Source organism: Micromonospora sp. NPDC049089 (assembly GCF_040648775.1).
In the GTDB taxonomy this organism is placed as follows: Bacteria; Actinomycetota; Actinomycetes; order Mycobacteriales; family Micromonosporaceae; genus Micromonospora.
The window spans coordinates 4,811-22,689 of sequence record NZ_JBEZEH010000014.1 but is presented as its reverse complement, the minus strand read 5'-3'; the positions used below and the strand labels follow the sequence as shown (position 1 = coordinate 22,689).

Here is a 17,879-nt window from a genome sequence, read left to right as displayed (position 1 = left end):
TCAGGCCCGTTCGACCCGCGCCTGCTGGTGATCGGTCAGCCGCAGCCCCACACCGCGCACCACATCGATGGTGGCTTTGGTGCCCAGGTCGTGTAGCTTGCGCCGCAGCCGCTTGACCAGCGACTGTACGTCCGCCTTGCGTTCGCGTCCCTCGTCACCCCAGACCGACCGGTGCAGCTCGGCGTAGCTCCAGACCCGCGCCGGCTCGGTGATCAGGCAGGTCAGCAGGTCGTGTTCCAGGCGGGTGAGGTCGATCTCGCGGTCACCGCAGCGGGCGCTGGAACGGGCCGAGTCGATCACCAGGGCGGCGACCGGGGTCGGTTCGGACGGGGCGGCTGCCTGCTGCGGGGCGGCGATCAGCCGGCGCAGCTCGTCGAGGTCGGCGACCAGCAGCAGCGGTGCGATGCCGTCGAGAAGCTCCGCGAGCCGGATGCGCTCAGCCGGCGACGGGGTCACCGCGATGAGCAGTGGGAACGGCTCGTCGGCCGAATAACCCCTGTTCACCGTTGCCTCGTCGTCCTCGGCCACCGCACCGCCCGGGATCGATGGGCATCCCTGCCCAGCTCTCGTCATGGTTCTGACAATGATTGGCAAGCACGCCGCCAGCCAGGGCAACTCTTAGCGACAAGTTGCTCACGGCAAGTTCTTGATCGTCCGTTCTTCTCGATCATAGTGTCCACTCGGGCAACCGGCGTGACCCGCGCGGTGCATGGGGGAGGTCCACCATGGCCCATTACACCCTGGGTCGTTCTGAGGGAGGCAGCACCGATGTTCAGACGTCCACAATGGCGGCGCGCGGCCAGATCACTGGTCAGCGCCGGCGCGGCGACGATCCTCGCCGCGACATGCTTGGCGACGATCAGCTCGGGCGCGCAGGCCGCGCCGGGCGGTGCGATGGGGGCGGGCGCCCAGACCGGGGACAAGATCCGACCGGAGCTCGCGAAGCAGCTCCAGGCCAAGAGTGAAGGGGACTTCTGGATCCGGTTCAAGGACCGGGCCGACCTGAGCAAGGCCAGCGCCATCAAGGACTGGTCGAAGCGTGGCACGGCGGTGGCGGACGCGCTGCGCAAGACGGCCGCCGCGAGCCAGGGCAAGATCCGGGCCGACCTCGACAGCTCGGGCACCAAGTACCAGACCTTCTGGGCCACCAACGCCATCAAGGTGAACAGCGGTTCGCTGGCGATGGCCCAGAAGTTCGCCGGGTACTCGGAGGTCGAGGGCCTCTACGCCCCGGTCTCGTACAAGGTGCCGGAGACGACCAAGGGCACCGACGAGAAGACCGTGAACGCCCTGGAGTGGGGCATCGCCAACATCAACGCCGACGACGTCTGGTCCCAGTACGGCGTCAAGGGCGAGGGCATCACCATCGCGAACATCGACACCGGTGTGCAGTTCAACCACCCGGCGCTGGTGAACTCCTACCGCGGCAACAACGGCGACGGGACGTTCGACCACAACTACAACTGGTTCAACGCCGCCAACGCGACCGGGGCCTGCGCCACCGCCCCCTGTGACGGCGACGGCCACGGTACGCACACCATGGGCACCATGGCCGGCTCCGACGGCGCGAACCAGATCGGTGTCGCCCCCGGGGTCAAGTGGATCGCGGCGAACGGTTGCTGCCCCAGTGACGCCGCGCTGATCAATTCTGGTCAGTGGATGCTCGAACCGCTGGACCTCAACGGTCAGAACGCGGACGCGAGCAAGCGCCCGAACATCATCAACAACTCGTGGGGCACCCGGGACCCGTCCAACGAGCCGTTCATGGAGGACGTGACGGACGCCTGGACCGCTTCCGGGATCTTCGGCACCTGGTCCAACGGCAACAGCGGGCCGGCATGCGAGACCAGTGGCTCGCCGGGCAGCCTCGCCAGCAACTACTCGACCGGCGCGTACGACGTCAACAACAACGTCGCCGGCTTCTCCGCCCGCGGCGTCGGTCAGAACGGCGAGATCAAGCCCAACATCTCCGCGCCGGGCGTGAACGTCCGGTCGAGCATCCCGGGCAGCGCCTACGGCACCATCAGCGGCACCTCGATGGCCGCACCGCACCTCGCGGGCGCGATCGCGCTGCTGTACTCGGCGGCGCCGTCGCTGGTCGGCGACGTCAACGCGACCCGCGCGCTGCTCAACGGCGCCGCGATCGACAAGGCCGACGACCAGTGTGGCGGCACCGCCGCCGACAACAACGTCTACGGCGAAGGCCGACTGGACGCCCTCGCCCTGCTCAACGCCGCCCCGACCGGCGACATCGGCACGCTGGCCGGCACGGTCACCGACGCGACCTCCGGCGCCCCGATCGCCGGGGCGACGCTGACGCTCACCGGCCCCTCCGAGCGTGAGCTGACCACCGGTGCCGACGGCAAGTTCTCCACCCAGCTTCCCGCCGGCGACTACCAGGTCGCCGTCGCGGCGTTCGGGTACGGCAGCACCACCAAGACGGCGACGGTCGCCAAGGGCGCGACCACGACGCTCAACGTCGCCCTCACGGCGGTGCCGAGCGTCAACGTCACCGGAGCGGTCACCGACGGATCCGGCCACGGCTGGCCGTTGTACGCCAAGGTGACCGTGACGGGGGTGTCCGGCGTCTACGACCACACCACCCCGTCGAACGGCCGCTACAGCATCAAGCTGCCGGCCGGGCAGACGTACACCCTGAAGTACGAGCCGCAGTACCCGGGCTACCAGACCGTCACCAAGCAGGTCGTGGTCGGCTCGGGCAACGTCACCGCCAACGTCGCCGTGCCGGTGGACAGCAACGCCTGCACCACCGCCCCCGGGTACACGAACGGCTCCGACGGTGAGTACGAGACCTTCGACGCCACGACCACGCCGGCCGGCTGGACCGTCGTCGACAACGCGGGCAGCGGTCAGGTCTGGAAGTTCACCGACGACGGCGACCGGGGCAACCTGACCGGCGGCAGCGGCAACTTCGCGATGATCGACAGCGACGCGTACGGGGCGGGCACCAGCCAGGACACCTCGCTGGTCAGCCCGGTGGTCGACCTGACCAGCGTCACGGCCCCGGTCATCCGGTTCAACCAGGACTTCAACCAGCTCAACGACGACACCGCCGACGTGGACCTCAGCATCGATGGCGGTGTCACCTGGACCAACGTGCTCCGGCAGGAGACGGACGTCCGGGGGCCGAAGCTGACCGAGATCCCGATCCCGCAGGCGGCCGGTAAGGCGCAGGTGCAGGTGCGGTTCCACTACTACGACGCCTCGTACGAGTGGTGGTGGGAGGTCGACAACGTCCTGATCGGCAGCCAGGTCCTCTGCGTGCCGGTCGACGGCGGTCTGGTCGTCGGCAACGTCCGCGACAAGAACGACGACAGCTACGTCAACGGCGCGACCGTCACCAGCAAGGACCGGCCCGCCGAGAAGGCCGTCACCGTGGCGACCCCGGACGACCCGGGGCTGGCCGACGGCTTCTACTGGATCTACTCGTCGCTGACCGGCGAGCACCCGTTCACGGCGACCGCCGGCAACTACGTCAGCCAGACCAAGCAGGTCGACGTCGAGGCCGACTGGGCGACCACCGCGAACTTTCAGCTCGCGGCCGGTCGACTGGCGGTGACGCCGACGCAGTTGAGCGCGACGCTCCAGATGCCCAACGGCAAGACCAGCAAGTCGTTCACTGTGACGAACACCGGCGGCGCGCCCGTCGAGGTCAAGTTCGGTGAGCGGGACAACGGGTTCGAACTCCTGCGGGCGGACGGCTCCACTGTCACCCGGCAGCAGGTGCTCGGGTCCAGCGGCGCGCCGGAGCAGCGGCTCACCGTACCGACGTCGTTCGCCGCCAAGGCGTCCGGCAAGGAGGCCAAGGCGGCTGCCGCGGCGGCCGGCCCGCAGGCGGCGCCGTGGACCGACATCGCCAACTACCCGGCCACGATCATGGACAACCGGGTGGTGAACCTGGACGGCAAGGTGTATTCGATCGGTGGTGGCGACGGTGAAGCCTCCACCACCAAGAACTACGCCTACGACCCGGCCGCGCAGACCTGGACGGCGATCGCCGACCTTCCCGGCGCGCGTAACGCGGTGACCGCGGGCGTGGTGAACGGCAAGATCATCGTCAGCGGTGGCTGGGGCGACTCCGGCCCGGACTCCGCCACCTGGTCGTACGACCCGGGGGCCAACACCTGGACGGAACTGGCCGACAACCCGGCACCGCGGGCCGCAGCCGGTCAGGCCGTCGTCGACGGCAAGCTGTACGCGGTCGGTGGCTGCACAACGGCGGCCTGTCTGCCGATGTCGAACAGCGTCGTCCGGTACGACCCGACCGGTGACACGTGGGAGACGATGGCCAACTACCCGAAGTCGGTGGCCTTCGCCTCCTGCGGCGGGATCGACGGCGTCCTCTACTGCACCGGCGGCAACGACGGATCCGCCGCGCAGAAGTCCAGCTACGCCTTCGACCCGGGTGCCAACACCTGGACCGCCGTCGCCGACGCCCCGGCCGACAACTGGGCCAGCTCGTACGCCGTCGCCAGCGGCAAGCTCCTCGTCGTCGGCGGCTCGCAGGGCGGGGCCATCAGCAACGCCGGCTTCGCCTTCGACCCGGCCGCCGGTTCGTGGTCCAACCTGCCCAACGCCAACACCGCGCGGTACCGCGGCGGCGCGGCGTGCGGCTTCTACAAGATCGGCGGCTCGTCCGGCAGCTTCAACGCGGCCCCGGACAGCGAGGTGCTCCCGGGCTTCGAGGGATGCTCCGAGTCGGCGGCCGACGTCAGCTGGATGACCATCGACAAGTCGGCGGTCACTCTCGCACCGGGTGCGAAGGTCACCGTCACCGTCGGTCTGACGGCGAACGTGGACCAGCCGGGCACCTACTCCGGCGCGGTCGCGATCTCCGAGAACACCCCGTACTCGGTGGCACCGGTCGCGGTGACCATGACCGCGAACCCCCCGAAGACCTGGGGCAAGCTCATGGGTACGGTCACCGGCACCAGCTGCCAGGGTGCGACCTCGCCGCTCACCGGCGCGGTCGTGCAGGTCGACTCGTGGGCGGCGTCGTACACCTTCGCCACCGACGCCGAGGGCAAGTACGCCTACTGGGTGGACCGCCGCAACAACCCGCTCACGATGATCGTGGCCAAGGACGGCTGGAAGCCGCAGACCCGTCAGACCAGGATCGACACCGCCACCCCGACGGTGGAGAACTTCGGGTTGGCGCCCATCAGGTGCTGACGCCTGAGCACTAGCCGAAGAAGTCCGGCCCGCCTGGTCCCCGACCAGGCGGGCCGGACCGCGCCCGGGGTGATCAGACGGGCGCGAGCCGGAAGCCGACGCCGCGTACCGAGTGGATCGTCGCCGTGGCGTTGAGACTGGCGAGCTTGCCGCGCACCCGGCGGACCACCGAGTGGATGTCGGAGCCCCGGCCGAGGTGCCGGTTGCCCCAGACCTCGAGGTGCAGGCGCTCGTAGGTCCAGACCTGACCGGGCGCGTGCACCAGGCAGAGCAGGACGTCGTGCTCCAGCCGGGTCAGGTCGATTTCCTGGTCGCGCCAGCGCAGCACCCGGCGGTCGGAGTCGACGGCCAGATCCGGTGGCGGTGGCTGTGGGCTCGGTGTCACCTCGGCGAGCGCCGCGGTGGTCGGGGGAGCCGGGGCGGCAGGCGCCTCGATCACCCCGAGGAAGTCTCGTGCCTGGTCGACTGTCGAGACGATAAGGAAGGCGTCACTGCCGCCGAGCAGCCGGGCCAGATGTCGCCGCTCGGCCGGCGAGGATGCGATGCCGATGACCAGGCTGGCCACTGGAGTTCCCTGCATTTGCCAACACCTTCCGGTTCCCCAACTCACTCCGGATGGATTTTTCGCACTGCCGACCGAAACATCGATCGGCGTCCTGACCCTAGTGGTGGCTGATCTCGGCTGGGTAAAACATAGTTGCATGTAAGCATGTGAATCCCATCGAGCCGTCCGGGCCCGCCCGGCCACACCGCCGACGATCCGCTTCTCCGGAAGCGGTGGGGGTGGTTGTGACAGAACCAAGACAATCCGAGGACGGGGTACGGACCTGCCGAAGCGAGCATGGTCGCCATGTCCATCGGATCGTTGTACTCCGTCGGGCGGTCGACGCCCGGTTCGGCGCGACCGCTGCCCCACGCCCGCGCCGCGGTGCCCCTGGGGGTTCGGCTGCTCGCGGCGGCGCTGTCCGGTCTGGTTGCCCTGACCCTCACCGCCGCCGTCTTCGTGCGGACGTACCCCGGGCAGTGGCTGGACGGGGTTCTCCTGCCACGCGCCGAGCGGGGCGGAGGCTACGAGCAGCAGACCGTGCTGGTGGGCCCGGCCAAGACCGTGCTGGCCACCTTCGGCAGTCCGACCCTCATCGCGGCAGTGCTCGGTGTGGTGCTGCTGGTGGGTGTGCTTCGCCGGCGGCTGGTGGCGGGTGTCGTCGGTGTGGGCATCGTCGTCTGCGCGGTGCTGCTGGCCGGCGCGGTGAAATCGGAGCTGCCCCGCCCGGATCTGGAGGTCCTGAGCTCCACCACCCACAACAGCTTCCCCAGCGGCCATGTCGCGGCGGCGACCGCCCTGCTGCTGGCGTTCATGCTGGTTCTGCCCGGGTGGGCCCGGCGCTGGCTGGCGGCGCCGGGCGCGGCCGGGGTCTCGGTGATCGCCGCCGCCACGATGATCGCGGGCTGGCACCGGTTCAGCGACGTGCTCGGTGGCGTACTGCTGGGGGTGACCCTGTTCTGCCTGGCCTCGGCAGCGTTGGCTACCTGGTCCGGCGACCGCGACACGACAGGCGGTTCGGACGGCGGCAGCCTCTGGCGCAGGCTGGCCGAGGCGGCGGTCGGGCTGGTCGTGCTGGTCTGGGCGCTCCTGGTGGTCGTGCCCGGTCTGGCCGCCTCGGTGCAGCGAGGCTTGTTGATCGCCATCGTGGCCGCGGCCGCCTCGACGATGGCGCTGGTGGGGGCGGTGGTGTTCCTGGTGCGGTCGACGGGTTTCGCGGTGCCGCTCTCCCCGCGGAGCCCTCCGCAGCCACCGTCGACGACCGAAACCCGAAAGATCTCATGATGGGATACTTGCCGACATGTCCCAGGTGCTGTTGATCGAAGACCACCAGACGGTGCGCGACGGACTGCAGTTGGCGCTCACCCGACAGGGCCACACCGTGCACGCGGTGGGCACCGGTGAGCAGGGGTTGGAGCGGCTGCGCACGACCCCGTCCGATGTCGTGGTCCTCGATCTCATGCTGCCCGGGATGGACGGGTTCGAGGTCTGCCGCCGGATCCGGCAGCTCGGCGACCTGCCGATCATCATGCTCACCGCCCGCAACGACGACATGGACGTGGTCGCGGGCCTGGAGGCCGGCGCCGACGACTACGTGGTCAAGCCCGTGCAGGCCCGGGTGCTGGAGGCGCGCATCCGCGCGGTGCTGCGACGGACCGGTGGCGACTCGCGGCGTGGCGGCGACCGGACCGGCCCGGAACAGCACGGTGAGTTGACCATCGACCGGGCCGCGCTGGTGGTCAGCAAGGACGGAACGCCGGTCAGCCTCGCGCCGACGGAGCTGCGGCTGCTGCTCGAACTCTCGCATACGCCGGGCCAGGTGCTCAGCCGCCAGCAGCTGCTGGAGGCCGTCTGGGAGCACGGGTATCTCGGCGACTCGCGACTCGTCGACGCGTGCGTCCAGCGGGTACGCGCCAAGATCGAGGCCGACTCGTCGGCGCCGGTCTTCATCCAGACGGTGCGTGGTTTCGGATACCGGTTCGGGCCGCTGTGACGCTGTGGCGCCGGGCCGGCGCATGGGTCTCGGGTCTACGGGTCCGGCTCCTCCTGGCGTTCGCGCTGCTGGGCGTGACCACGACGGTGGCGGTGGCCGGTGGCAGCTATTTCCAGGCTCGGACCGTCGTCCTGCAGCAGGCGCAAGACGCCGCCGTGATGTCGCTGACCGACCAGCTCACCAAGGTCTACCCGATCGTCCAGCTGCCGCCGACCCAGGACGACCTCGAACAGTTGGCCCAGCGCCTCAGCGACCGGGAGAGCTTCGCGGTGGTCGTCTATCGGGACATGCGGGCGCAGGGCGGCCCCGACCTCGCCGACCCGCTCACCCCCGAGCTGCGGCAGAAGGTCCGTGATGGTCGCATCGCCTGGCAGCGGGTCTCACTCGACGGAGAACCCGCACTGCTCATCGGTACCCAGTTGGCACTCGACCGCTCGGACGGCACGTCCCGCCCGTCCGGGCTGGAGGTCTACTCGGTGCGCAATCTCGTGCCCGAGCAGCAGAGCATCGACCGGCTCGCCAACAGGGCATGGCTGACCGGCGGGTTGTCCCTGGTCCTCGCCGTCCTGCTGGCCCTGCTGTCCGCCCGTGGAGTCCTGCGACCCGTCCGCGACCTCAGCCGGGCGGCGCGCCGCCTCGGTGAGGGCGACCTGAGCACCCGGTTGACGGTCCGGGGCGCCGACGAACTGGCGGATGTGGCACGGACCTTCAACGACACCGCCGGCACCCTGGAGCGGCAGGTCGGCGAGCTGCGGCGGTTGGAATCCGACGCCCGCCGCTTCGTGGCCGACGTCTCGCACGAACTCCGGACGCCGTTGGCCGCGATGACGGCGGTCACCGACGTGCTCGACGAGGAGGCGGAACACCTTCCCGGGGACGCGGGCCGGGCCGCCCGGCTGGTTAGCCAGGAGACGCAGAACCTGACCCAACTGGTCAACGACCTCATCGAGATCAGCAGGTTCGACTCCGGCACCGCGCGGCTCGCCCTGGACGACGTGGACGTGGCCGCGGCGGTCACCGCGACCCTGCGGATCCGCGGCTGGCTGGACCGGGTACGAACGGAGTTGCCACCCGGCATCGTGGCCCGACTGGACCCCCGCCGACTGGACGTCATCGTCGCCAACCTGGTCGGCAACGCCTTCCGGCACGGTGCCGAGCCGGTGTCGGTGCGACTCGGCGCCGACCCGGACTGGGTCACCATCGAGGTGGCCGACCGGGGGCCCGGACTGGACCCGGAGGTGCTGCCACACGTCTTCGACCGCCTCTACAAGGCCGACACCGCGCGAACCCGCTCCGAGGGCAGCGGCCTCGGTCTCGCCATCTCCTGGGAGAACGCGCGCCTGCACTGCCACGGGGAGCGACGGGGGAGTCTCGTCGCGGGCAACGGCACCCACGGCGGCGCGGTGTTCACCCTCCGCCTGCCTCGCGAAACGGCCGACACCGGAGGTGCCTGGTGACCGGCCGACAGACGGGCCGCGCGCTGCTCGCCGGCGGACTGCTTCTGACGCTGGTCGCGGCGGGCTGCGGGGTACGACCCAGCACTGTCATCACCGGTCGCCCGCCGGTCAGCGGCTCCGCCCAGGGTGCATGGCTCTACCTGCTCGCGCGGGGCGAACTGGAGCTGGTCCTCCGCCCGGTCAACACGGCCCCGTCGCCCGCCGCCGCGCTCTCGCTGCTCGCGGCCGGTCCCCAGGCGAACGAACGTGCCCAGGGTTTCACCAGCGACGTTCCGGCGGGCCTGGACCCGGTCACGGTGACGGCGGGAACCGGTCGGACCGGTGACCTCACGGTGCGGGCGGACATCGCCGCGCGGGCGTTGTCAGAGCAGGCGGTCGACCAGATCATCTGCACGACGGTCGCCGCCGCGGCGCAGGTCAGCGCGGCGACCACCAACACCACCGTCACCATCGTCGGCTCGGACGGCGACCGAGGGCCTCGGGCGTGCCCGATCAGGTGACCGGGCGCCGACTCACACCAGGTGGTCGACCGCGCGTTGCGGCCGGGGCAACCCGCTGTGGTGGCCGTGGTCCTGGTCGGCCAGCGCGCCGGCGATCAGGATGTCGATCAGGGCGGCGAAGCCGATGCCGGCCTGCTGCCAGATCTGCGGGAACTGGGACGCGGCGGTGAAACCGGGGAACGTGTTGACCTCGTTAACGATGGGCTCGGGTGACCCCTCGGTGGGCAGGAAGAAGTCGACCCGCAGCAGCCCACGGCAGTCGAGGGCCTGGAAGGCGCGAATCGCCCGGTTCTGAAGCACCTCGGTGGTCGCCGCGTCGAGCGGGGCGGGAATCTGGAAGGTCGCCCCGCCGTCGTACTTCGCGTCGTAGTCGAAGAAGCCGGCGCCGGTCACCCGGATCTCCAGCGGCGGACCGGCCTGCACCCGGCCGTCCGGGTGCTGGAGGACGGCCACGTCGATCTCGCGTCCCCGCGCCCCCTGCTCGACGAGCACCTTCGGGTCGACCTGGCGGGCCTGCTCCAGCGCGGCGGGAACTCCCGCCCAGTCGTCCACCCTGGCGACGCCCAGGCTGGACCCGGCACGGGCCGGCTTGACAAAGACCGGCAGCTCCAGCCGACGCTGGTCCTCGGCCGACAGGGCCTCACCGGGACGCAGGGTCACCCCCGGGCTGACCCGCAGACCCTCCGCCGCGAGGAGCCGCTTGGTGACCCCCTTGTCCATGCCGGCGGCGCTGGCGAAGACACCGTTGCCGACGTACGGCACGCCGAGCCACTCCAGCAGCGACGACACGGTGCCGTCCTCGCCGTACGGGCCGTGCAGGGCCGGAAACACCACGTCCTGGGCGCGCAGGACACGCAACGCAGCGGGCAGGGGCGTCGGTCGACCGCCGACGTGCCACCCGCCGTCGCGGTCGATGAGCACCTCGGTGACCTGGTACCGCTCACGGTCCAGGTGGGCGAGGATGCTCGCCGCCGAACGGCAGGACACGTCGTGCTCGCCGCTCTGCCCGCCGTACAGCACTGCCAGTCGGGTTGTCATGAGTTCCGTGCCCTTCCATGGAGGTGCTCGCGGGCCACCCGGGCCCCGATGCCGGTCAAGATCTCGTGTGGGTTGGTGTCGGCCCAGCGGGCCCACTCGACGACCGTCGGAGGGTGCTGGTCGCCCTCGGCCGGGCCGAACACCACGACCGGGTCGCCGATCGTCACGGGAAGATCCCCGGCGTCGACAACGCACTGGTCCATGGCGATGCGCCCGACGATCGGGCATCGCCGGCCGGCGAGCCACACCGAGGCGCTGCCACCCGCGGCCCGGGGCAGCCCGTCGGCGTAGCCGAGCGGCAGCAGCGCCAGCGTGGTCGGTGTGCCGGTCACGTGGTCGGGCCCGTAGGACACGCCCGTGCCGGCCGGCACCCGCTTGACGTTGACCACGTTCGTCCGCAGAGTCATCGCGGGGTGCAGCCCGAACTCACCCGGACCGCTCACGCCGAACGGGTCCACGCCGTAGAGGGCGATCCCGATCCGGCAGAGGTCGAATCGGGTCCGCGGTGCGGAGAGCGCGGCCGCCGAGTTGGCCAGGTGGACGAGATCGGGGTCCAGGCCGGCCGACCGTGCGGTCCGCAGCGCCTCCTCGAAGATCGCCACCTGACGGGTGAGCGCCGGGGCGCCCGGCAGGTCGGCGTCGGCGAGATGGGACCACACCCCGCGCACCCGGATCCCGCCCTCTCGTTCGTACTTGCGGGCCCAACCGACCAACTCGGGCCAGTCGTCCCCGGCGGCCCCGTTGCGGGACAACCCGGTGTCCGCCTTGAGCTGCACCATCGCCGGTGCGCCGAGCAGGCGGGCCGCGTCGGCGACGGCGTGCAGGTGCGTCGTCGTGGACACGCCGACGTCGACGCCGTTCTTGATCAAGATACCGAAGTCGTCATCCGGACCGTGCAGCCAGCTCAACGTGGGCGCTGTCACACCCGCCTCGCGCAGGGTCAGCGCCTCGGCCGTCGAGGTCACTCCCAGCCAGGAGGCGCCGGCGCGCAGCGCGGCCCGGGCCACCTGCACCGCCCCGTGGCCGAACCCGTCGGCCTTCACCACCGCCATCAGTCCGGTGCCGGCGACCGACGCGATCGTCCGCACGTTGCTGGCGATCGCGTCCAGGTCGACCAGGGCTTCGGCGAGGGCGCTCATCCGGCCGCCTCCACCGTGCGCCTGCCGGGCAGCGCGAACAGCCAGCCCGCGCGAATCGCCAGCAGCCCGCGGTGAACGGCCAGGCTCAGACCGATCACCAACCCGCTCAGCAGAATCGGATAGCCGAGCACGATCAGGCCCTGAGCGGACCCACCCAGCCCGGAAACCGGTACGAGCAACAACCGGTGCAGCAGGGCCAGGACCGGCATGTGAATGACGTAGATCGGCAGGGTGATGCGGCCGAGCCTAGCCAGCGGTTCGCTGAGCGCCGACCACCGCGACAGCCGGGCAGCGGCGGTTATGCCGAAGATCACTGCCACCACCGAGACCGCCGGCCATACTCCAAACCACTGCTGGGCGCCGGTCACCGCCATCGCGGCGAGCGCCAGGACGTAGCCACCCGAGGTCAGCAACAGCCGGCGGCGGCTGGCGGTGGCGGCCCACCGGTGGATCTGCGGCCGCAGGTACAGACCGGCGAGGAAGAAGACCAGGTTCTGGTAGAGGCCGGCGCGGTTGCCCGGGGTGTCGAGCACACCGGCGGCGGCGACGACGGACAACGCGGCGGCGGGGGCCAGGACCAGCGCCCGGGGCACCCGGCGGGTCACCTTGGAGATCGTGAAGTACAGCGCCAGGGCGTACAGGTACCAGAGGTTGGACGGCGTGACGGTGAGCTGCTCCAACAGGCCGAGCGCCGAGGTGGCCCGGTCGGTCGGCAGTTCCGGCGCGGCGGCGAGGACCACGGTGTGGATCAGCAGCCAGACGGCGTACAGGTAGAGGAAGCCGGCGATTCGGCTGCGGGCGACGACCCGCCACGGCCGCTGGGCGGCGTTCGCCGCGAAGACGCCCGAGATGGTGAAGAACAGCGGCATCCGCAGTGGCAGGAACTGCTCACCCAGCGTTCCCCAGAAGCCCGGCACCGGTACGCCGACGTGCCAGTCGATCTGGAGGTAGTCCTTCACGACGACGTGCCACAGGACGACGAGGACGATGCAGACGCCCTTCGCGGCGTCCGCCCACTGCGCCCGGTGTGATCCGGCGGCGGCGGGCGCGGAGGCACTGGCGGGTCCGGTCCGTTGGCGGTGGCGAGACCGGACGCGCGTCGCGTCGGGCTCCAGTTCGGCGGGCCGGGACCTGGTGGGCTGTGGGATCACGCACCGAAAGCTGCCAGCCGGATATCCGCACGTGATCCACGAATTGTCATGATCAGGTAATGGACGGCGCAGGACCCGATCCGTAGGCGGTTCCGAGCCGTCCCCGGCGCACGTCGGACGGCACTAGGCTCGTTGCGGAGGTGCCGAACATGAAGCTCGGACTGCACTACTGGAACTACTCGATCCCGGCCGACCCGGCGGCGATCGCGCCGACCCTGGCGCAGGCGGCGACAGTCGCGGAGCAGGCCGGGGTCGCGTCGTTCACGGTGATGGACCACTTCTTCCAGATGGACGCGGTGTTCGCGGCCGAGGAGCCGATGCTGGAGGCGTACACCACCCTCGGCTACGTCGCGGCCATGACCCAGCGGATGACACTGGGCGTGCTGGTCACCGGCGTGATGTACCGCTACCCGGGGTTGCTCGCCAAGACCGTGACGACCCTCGACGTGCTCTCCGGCGGCCGGGCCCGCCTCGGCATCGGCGCCTCCTGGTACGAGCGGGAGCAGCTCGGGCTGGGTGTGCCGGTCGTCCCGGTGGCCGAGCGGTTCGAGCGGTTGGAGGAGACGCTGCGCGTCTGCCTTCAGATGTGGAGTGCCGACGACGGCCCGTTCAACGGGAAGCACTACCAGCTCGCCGAGACCATCAACTCGCCGCAGCCGTTGAGCCGTCCGCGTCCGCCCATCATGATCGGTGGTGGCGGCGAGAAGAAGACACTGCTGCTGGTGGCCCGGTACGCCGACGCCTGCAACCTGTTCGGCCGCGGTGGCATCGACGACATCGCCCGCAAGCTGGATGTGTTGCGCGGGCACTGCGCCGCCGAGGGCCGCGACTACGACACCATCGAGAAGACTGTGGTCGCCGCCCAGGCGCCGCTGGACGACACCGACGCGTTCCTCGCCGAGGTGTCCGAGTACGCGGCGCTCGGGGTGAGCGAGGTGCAGGTGACGCCGGATCGGGACCCGGTCGAGTTCGCCCGGCGGCTCGGCGACGAGGTGCTGCCCCGGTTGGCCGACATCGGCTGATTCCGCCTCGCCGATGACGGCGGGGACGAGCCGGATCCCATGCGATGGTTGGAATCGACGAGGGCCGTCCTCCCGGTGGTGCGGAGGACGGCCCTCGTCGGTGGTTCGGTCAGGCGACCGCTGCGGGGAATCGTTCCCAGACCCGGTGCGCGGCCATCAACTGCTGCACCGCGGTCAGCGCCTCGGCGCCCGAGCCGGCCGCCACGACGCCCGGGGTGCCGGCGACGCTGGCCTGCTCCAGCACGGTGACGCCGGCGCCCCAGGCGCCGATCGCCTTGGAGTGCCGCCAGCACTCCTCGACGAGCAGCAGCACGCGGGGGTCCACGGTTGTCCGGTCCGGCGTGCCCGCCTTGTCGTCGCGGGCGGGCAGGGCGTCCGGTGCGGGTGTCGGCGCTCCGGCCAGCAGGATCACGTCGAACTCGACCGACCTGCCGGTGGCGAAGGTGCGCTGCACCGGCAGGTCGCCCACCATGCCGCCGTGCGGGGCGATCAGCAGCGGCACCATGCCGGCGTCGAACACGGCCCGGCGGACCTCGTCGACGCCGTCCAGGTCGCCGTCGGGGTCGACGACGATCCCGACCACGCGGCCGTCGCTCGGCCACTCCCGACCGACCTGCGACAGCGCCGGGCTGGGCGTGACGTCGGGGAGCGGCACGGTCGGTTGGGGTGCGGGCAGGCCCAGGCCGGTGGCGACCTGCTCGCACAGCACCGGGTCGATGTTGGCGAGGCTCTGCAGCTGACGCTCCTTGATCGCCTGGTGGTAGCACTTGCCCAGCTCGAAGGTGTACGCCCGGATGATGTGTTCCTTCTCGACCGGCGACATGCTCAGCCAGAACAGGCGGACCTGGCTGTAGTGGTCGTCGAACGAGGCCGGGTTCGCGCGTACCTTCGGTGCCTGCGCGACGGCGACCGGCACGTCGACGAAGGCCTGCTCGGCGTCCCCGGCGGGGAACGGGTTGCCGCCGTCGAGCGAGTTCGGCCGGTACGGTGCGACGCCGGCGTGCACGGCGTGCTGGTGGAAACCGTCGCGCAGCATGTCGTTCACGGCGGCGTGCGGACGGTTGATCGGGATCTGCGTGAAGTTCGGCCCGCCCAGCCGGGTGAGCTGCGTGTCGAGGTACGAGAAGAGCCGGCCCTGCAACAGCGGGTCGTTGGTGACGTCGATGCCCGGGGGCAGGTGACCGAGGTGGAAGGCGACCTGTTCGGTCTCGGCGAAGAAGTTCGTCGGCGTCCGGTTGAGCACCAGCCGCCCGATGGGCTGCACCTCGGCCAGTTCCTCCGGCACGATCTTCGTCGGGTCGAGCAGGTCGATGTCGGCGAAGGTCTCGTCGGGAGTGTCCGGGAAGACCTGGATGCCCAGCTCCCACTCGGGATACGCGCCGGCCTCGATGGCGTCGTAGAGGTCGCGTCGGTGGAAGTCCGGGTCGATGCCGCCGAGCAGCTGGGCCTCCTCCCAGGTCAGCGAGTGCACGCCCAGCTTCGGCTTCCAGTGGAACTTGGCCAGCACCGTCTCCCCGACCTCGTTGACGAGGCGGAAGGTGTGCACGCCGAAGCCCTCCATCGTCCGGTACGAACGCGGAATGCCCCGGTCGGACATGTTCCAGATGGTGTGGTGCTGCGCCTCGGTGTGCAGCGACACGAAGTCCCAGAAGGTGTCGTGGGCGCTCTGCGCCTGCGGAATCTCCCGGTCGGGGTGCGGCTTGCCGGCGTGGATGATGTCCGGGAACTTGATCGCGTCCTGGATGAAGAAGACCGGCATGTTGTTGCCGACCAGGTCGAAGGTGCCCTCGTCGGTGTAGAACTTCGTAGCGAAGCCACGGGTGTCGCGGACCGTGTCGGCCGAACCCCGCGAACCGAGCACAGTGGAGAACCTGACGAAGACGTCGGTCTCCCGGCCCTTCTTGAGGAAGCCGGCACGGGTGACCGCCTCGGCGGTGCCGTACGCGGTGAACACCCCGTGCGCGCCGGCGCCGCGGGCGTGCACCACACGCTCCGGAATGCGCTCGTGGTCGAAGTGCGTGATCTTCTCGCGTAGGTGGTGGTCCTGGAGGAGCACCGGGCCGCGCGGGCCGGCCTTGAGCGAGTGGTCGGTGTCGCGCAGCCGCGCCCCGTTCGCGGTCGTGAGGTAGGCCCCCTGCTGACCGTTCGCGGTCGTCGGCGCGCCGGTCTCGGCGCCGGTCGGCGTGCGCGTCTGCGGTGCCCCCTGTTCTGGCTTCGGCGGCAGCGGGTCGTGCGGCGTCGTCGGCTCCTCGACGGTCGGTGGCGCGCTCCCCGGCGCACCGGGGACAGCTCGGCTGAGGGCGTCGGCGATCTTTCCTGAGGCGGTCTTCACGGCGTTCTTGACCGCCTCGGCGGGCTTGCTGGAATCCACTGAATGAACCTCTCCATGGCACGTGGGCGGGCCGGCGCCTGCCCTGCTACCCCTGGTCAGAGGGTCGAAACACGACTGATCTCGGCATTTCACGTCGGGACTGGTGATTTCGCCGATGCCGGGATCGGCGGAGCAGCCAAAACTGACACACGTCGATATCCCTCGACTCTAGGGAGTGCCCGACGTGTCCTCACCAACCACCACCCGTCCCCGTTCCGTCACAGCCCGTGCCACCCGGCTCGCGTTGGCCGCCGTCCTGGCCGCCGGCGGTGCCCTGGCCGGGTCGTCCAGCGCCGCCCAGGCCGCCGGCCCGTACGAGCGCGGCCCCGCCCCGACCACCTCGATCCTGGAGGCCAGTCGCGGACCGTTCGCCACGGCGTCGCAGAGCGTGTCCTCGCTGAGCGTCACCGGCTTCGGCGGCGGCGTCATCTACTACCCGACCAGCACCAGCGAGGGCACCTTCGGCGCCATCGCCATCTCGCCCGGCTACACAGCGGCCTGGTCCAGCATCAGCTGGCTCGGACCGCGTATCGCCTCGCACGGTTTCGTGGTGATCGGCATCGAGACCAACACTCGGCTGGACCAGCCGGACAGCCGGGGCCGGCAGTTGCTCGCCGCGCTGGACTACCTCACCGAGCGCAGCTCGGTGCGCACCCGGATCGACAGCAGTCGACTCGCTGTGGCCGGCCACTCCATGGGTGGCGGGGGCAGCCTGGAGGCGGCCTCGTCGCGGCCGTCGTTGCAGGCCGCGGTGCCGCTGGCACCGTGGAACCTGGACAAGAGCTGGTCCGAGCTGCGGGTGCCCACGCTGATCGTCGGTGGCGAGAGCGACAGCGTCGCGCCGGTCTCGTCGCACTCGGTGCCCTTCTACAACAGCATCCCGGCCTCCGCCGAGAAGGCGTACCTGGAGCTGAACGGGGCGAGCCACTTCTTCCCGCAGACCACGAACACGCCGACCGCGCGGCAGATGGTGGCCTGGTTGAAGAGGTTCGTCGACGACGACACCCGCTACGAGCAGTTCCTCTGCCCCGGCCCGAGCGGCTCGCAGATCCAGGAGTACCGCAACACCTGTCCCAGCGCCTGACGGTGGTCACGGGGCGGTCGCCGATGGCGGCCGCCCCGTCCACGTGCGTGAAGGGGGCATTGAAGGTCTTGACGCCTAACCCGAGAAACGTACACTGCGAGTGTAAATAAACACCCGCCACGACAGAGGGATGGGTGATGGAGCGCGGCCTCGAACTGCACCACATCGGCGTCCGTTTCGGCGGCCTCACCGCCCTCGACGACGTGTCCCTGCGGGTGCCACCCAACCGGGTGGTGGGCGTCATCGGGCCCAACGGCGCCGGCAAGACGACGCTGTTCAACGTGATCTGCGGCTTCGTCGCGCCGGAGACGGGCTCACTCACCCTCGACGGCCGGCCCCAGCGGCCCCCCCCGCACCGGCTCTCCACCCACCGCGTGACGAAGAACA

General features: G+C 70.5%; 14 protein-coding genes. 8 read left to right on the top strand and 6 right to left on the bottom strand.

The window, feature by feature from the left end:
- Positions 1 to 573 carry a winged helix-turn-helix domain-containing protein gene (locus AB0B48_RS04715; RefSeq protein ID WP_357195896.1) on the bottom strand — a complete coding sequence of 191 codons (573 nt, stop codon included), beginning with the start codon at positions 571 to 573 and terminating at the stop codon, positions 1 to 3.
- Positions 574 to 768: 195 nt separating this feature from the next.
- Here AB0B48_RS04715 and AB0B48_RS04710 point away from each other — a divergent pair, with 195 nt between their 5' ends.
- Positions 769 to 5,193 (top strand): S8 family serine peptidase, encoded by a 4,425-nt coding sequence (locus tag AB0B48_RS04710; protein WP_357195893.1) that lies wholly within the window; start codon positions 769 to 771, stop codon positions 5,191 to 5,193.
- Positions 5,194 to 5,266: 73 nt separating this feature from the next.
- Here the strand turns inward: AB0B48_RS04710 and AB0B48_RS04705 are convergent, their stop codons facing one another.
- Positions 5,267 to 5,773 (bottom strand): winged helix-turn-helix domain-containing protein, encoded by a 507-nt coding sequence (locus tag AB0B48_RS04705; protein WP_357195890.1) that lies wholly within the window; start codon positions 5,771 to 5,773, stop codon positions 5,267 to 5,269.
- Between the two features lie 270 nt (positions 5,774 to 6,043).
- On the opposite strand from AB0B48_RS04705, the gene AB0B48_RS04700 reads away from it, so the two are divergent.
- From AB0B48_RS04700 to AB0B48_RS04685, 4 genes are read left to right on the top strand one after another with little or no spacing between them, the layout of a single operon-like run.
- A complete protein-coding gene (locus tag AB0B48_RS04700) occupies positions 6,044 to 7,021 on the top strand; it encodes a phosphatase PAP2 family protein (RefSeq protein WP_357195887.1) in 978 nt (325 codons plus the stop codon).
- Positions 7,022 to 7,037: 16 nt separating this feature from the next.
- Positions 7,038 to 7,730 (top strand): response regulator transcription factor, encoded by a 693-nt coding sequence (locus AB0B48_RS04695; RefSeq protein WP_357195884.1) that lies wholly within the window; start codon positions 7,038 to 7,040, stop codon positions 7,728 to 7,730.
- Complete coding sequence (locus tag AB0B48_RS04690) at positions 7,727 to 9,187, top strand: ATP-binding protein (RefSeq protein WP_357195881.1); 1,461 nt, start codon at positions 7,727 to 7,729, stop codon at positions 9,185 to 9,187. Before AB0B48_RS04695 ends, AB0B48_RS04690 begins: the two co-directional genes overlap by 4 nt.
- A complete protein-coding gene (locus tag AB0B48_RS04685; RefSeq protein WP_357195879.1) occupies positions 9,184 to 9,687 on the top strand; it encodes a hypothetical protein in 504 nt (167 codons plus the stop codon). The genes AB0B48_RS04690 and AB0B48_RS04685 overlap by 4 nt, the downstream gene beginning before the upstream one ends.
- A gap of 12 nt (positions 9,688 to 9,699) precedes the next feature.
- On the opposite strand, the gene AB0B48_RS04680 is transcribed toward AB0B48_RS04685, so the two are convergent.
- From AB0B48_RS04680 to AB0B48_RS04670, 3 genes are read right to left on the bottom strand one after another with little or no spacing between them, the layout of a single operon-like run.
- Positions 9,700 to 10,725 carry a D-alanine--D-alanine ligase family protein gene (locus AB0B48_RS04680; RefSeq protein WP_357195876.1) on the bottom strand — a complete coding sequence of 342 codons (1,026 nt, stop codon included), beginning with the start codon at positions 10,723 to 10,725 and terminating at the stop codon, positions 9,700 to 9,702.
- Positions 10,722 to 11,864: an alanine racemase gene (gene alr / locus AB0B48_RS04675; RefSeq protein ID WP_357195873.1), complete on the bottom strand. Its 1,143-nt coding sequence runs from the start codon at positions 11,862 to 11,864 to the stop codon at positions 10,722 to 10,724. The genes AB0B48_RS04680 and alr overlap by 4 nt, the downstream gene beginning before the upstream one ends.
- Positions 11,861 to 13,015, bottom strand: a complete 1,155-nt coding sequence (locus AB0B48_RS04670; RefSeq protein WP_357195870.1) for an acyltransferase — start codon at positions 13,013 to 13,015, stop codon at positions 11,861 to 11,863. The genes alr and AB0B48_RS04670 overlap by 4 nt, the downstream gene beginning before the upstream one ends.
- 149 nt (positions 13,016 to 13,164) lie before the next feature.
- Here AB0B48_RS04670 and AB0B48_RS04665 point away from each other — a divergent pair, with 149 nt between their 5' ends.
- Complete coding sequence (locus AB0B48_RS04665; protein WP_357195867.1) at positions 13,165 to 14,037, top strand: LLM class F420-dependent oxidoreductase; 873 nt, start codon at positions 13,165 to 13,167, stop codon at positions 14,035 to 14,037.
- A gap of 109 nt (positions 14,038 to 14,146) precedes the next feature.
- Here AB0B48_RS04665 and AB0B48_RS04660 read toward each other — a convergent pair whose 3' ends face one another.
- Positions 14,147 to 16,408 (bottom strand): catalase, encoded by a 2,262-nt coding sequence (locus AB0B48_RS04660; protein WP_357195864.1) that lies wholly within the window; start codon positions 16,406 to 16,408, stop codon positions 14,147 to 14,149.
- Between the two features lie 184 nt (positions 16,409 to 16,592).
- Between AB0B48_RS04660 and AB0B48_RS04655 the strand changes: the two genes are divergently transcribed.
- Together AB0B48_RS04655 and AB0B48_RS04650 are read left to right on the top strand one after the other, a co-directional pair.
- On the top strand, positions 16,593 to 17,492 hold the full coding sequence (locus AB0B48_RS04655) for an alpha/beta hydrolase (protein WP_357195861.1): 900 nt from the start codon (positions 16,593 to 16,595) through the stop codon (positions 17,490 to 17,492).
- Between the two features lie 137 nt (positions 17,493 to 17,629).
- Positions 17,630 to 17,879 (top strand): ATP-binding cassette domain-containing protein (locus tag AB0B48_RS04650; protein WP_357195858.1); only part of this gene is annotated, 250 nt, incomplete at its 3' end.

Bases quoted from the DNA above. Each gene is read 5' to 3' on its own strand.
- AB0B48_RS04715 (WP_357195896.1), bottom strand. From the start codon at position 573: ATGACGAGAGCTGGGCAGGGATGCCCATCGATCCCGGGCGGTGCGGTG.
- AB0B48_RS04710 (WP_357195893.1), top strand. From the start codon at position 769: ATGTTCAGACGTCCACAATGGCGGCGCGCGGCCAGATCACTGGTCAGC.
- AB0B48_RS04705 (WP_357195890.1), bottom strand. From the start codon at position 5,773: ATGCAGGGAACTCCAGTGGCCAGCCTGGTCATCGGCATCGCATCCTCG.
- AB0B48_RS04700 (WP_357195887.1), top strand. From the start codon at position 6,044: ATGTCCATCGGATCGTTGTACTCCGTCGGGCGGTCGACGCCCGGTTCG.
- AB0B48_RS04695 (WP_357195884.1), top strand. From the start codon at position 7,038: ATGTCCCAGGTGCTGTTGATCGAAGACCACCAGACGGTGCGCGACGGA.
- AB0B48_RS04680 (WP_357195876.1), bottom strand. From the start codon at position 10,725: ATGACAACCCGACTGGCAGTGCTGTACGGCGGGCAGAGCGGCGAGCAC.
- alr (WP_357195873.1), bottom strand. From the start codon at position 11,864: ATGAGCGCCCTCGCCGAAGCCCTGGTCGACCTGGACGCGATCGCCAGC.
- AB0B48_RS04665 (WP_357195867.1), top strand. From the start codon at position 13,165: ATGAAGCTCGGACTGCACTACTGGAACTACTCGATCCCGGCCGACCCG.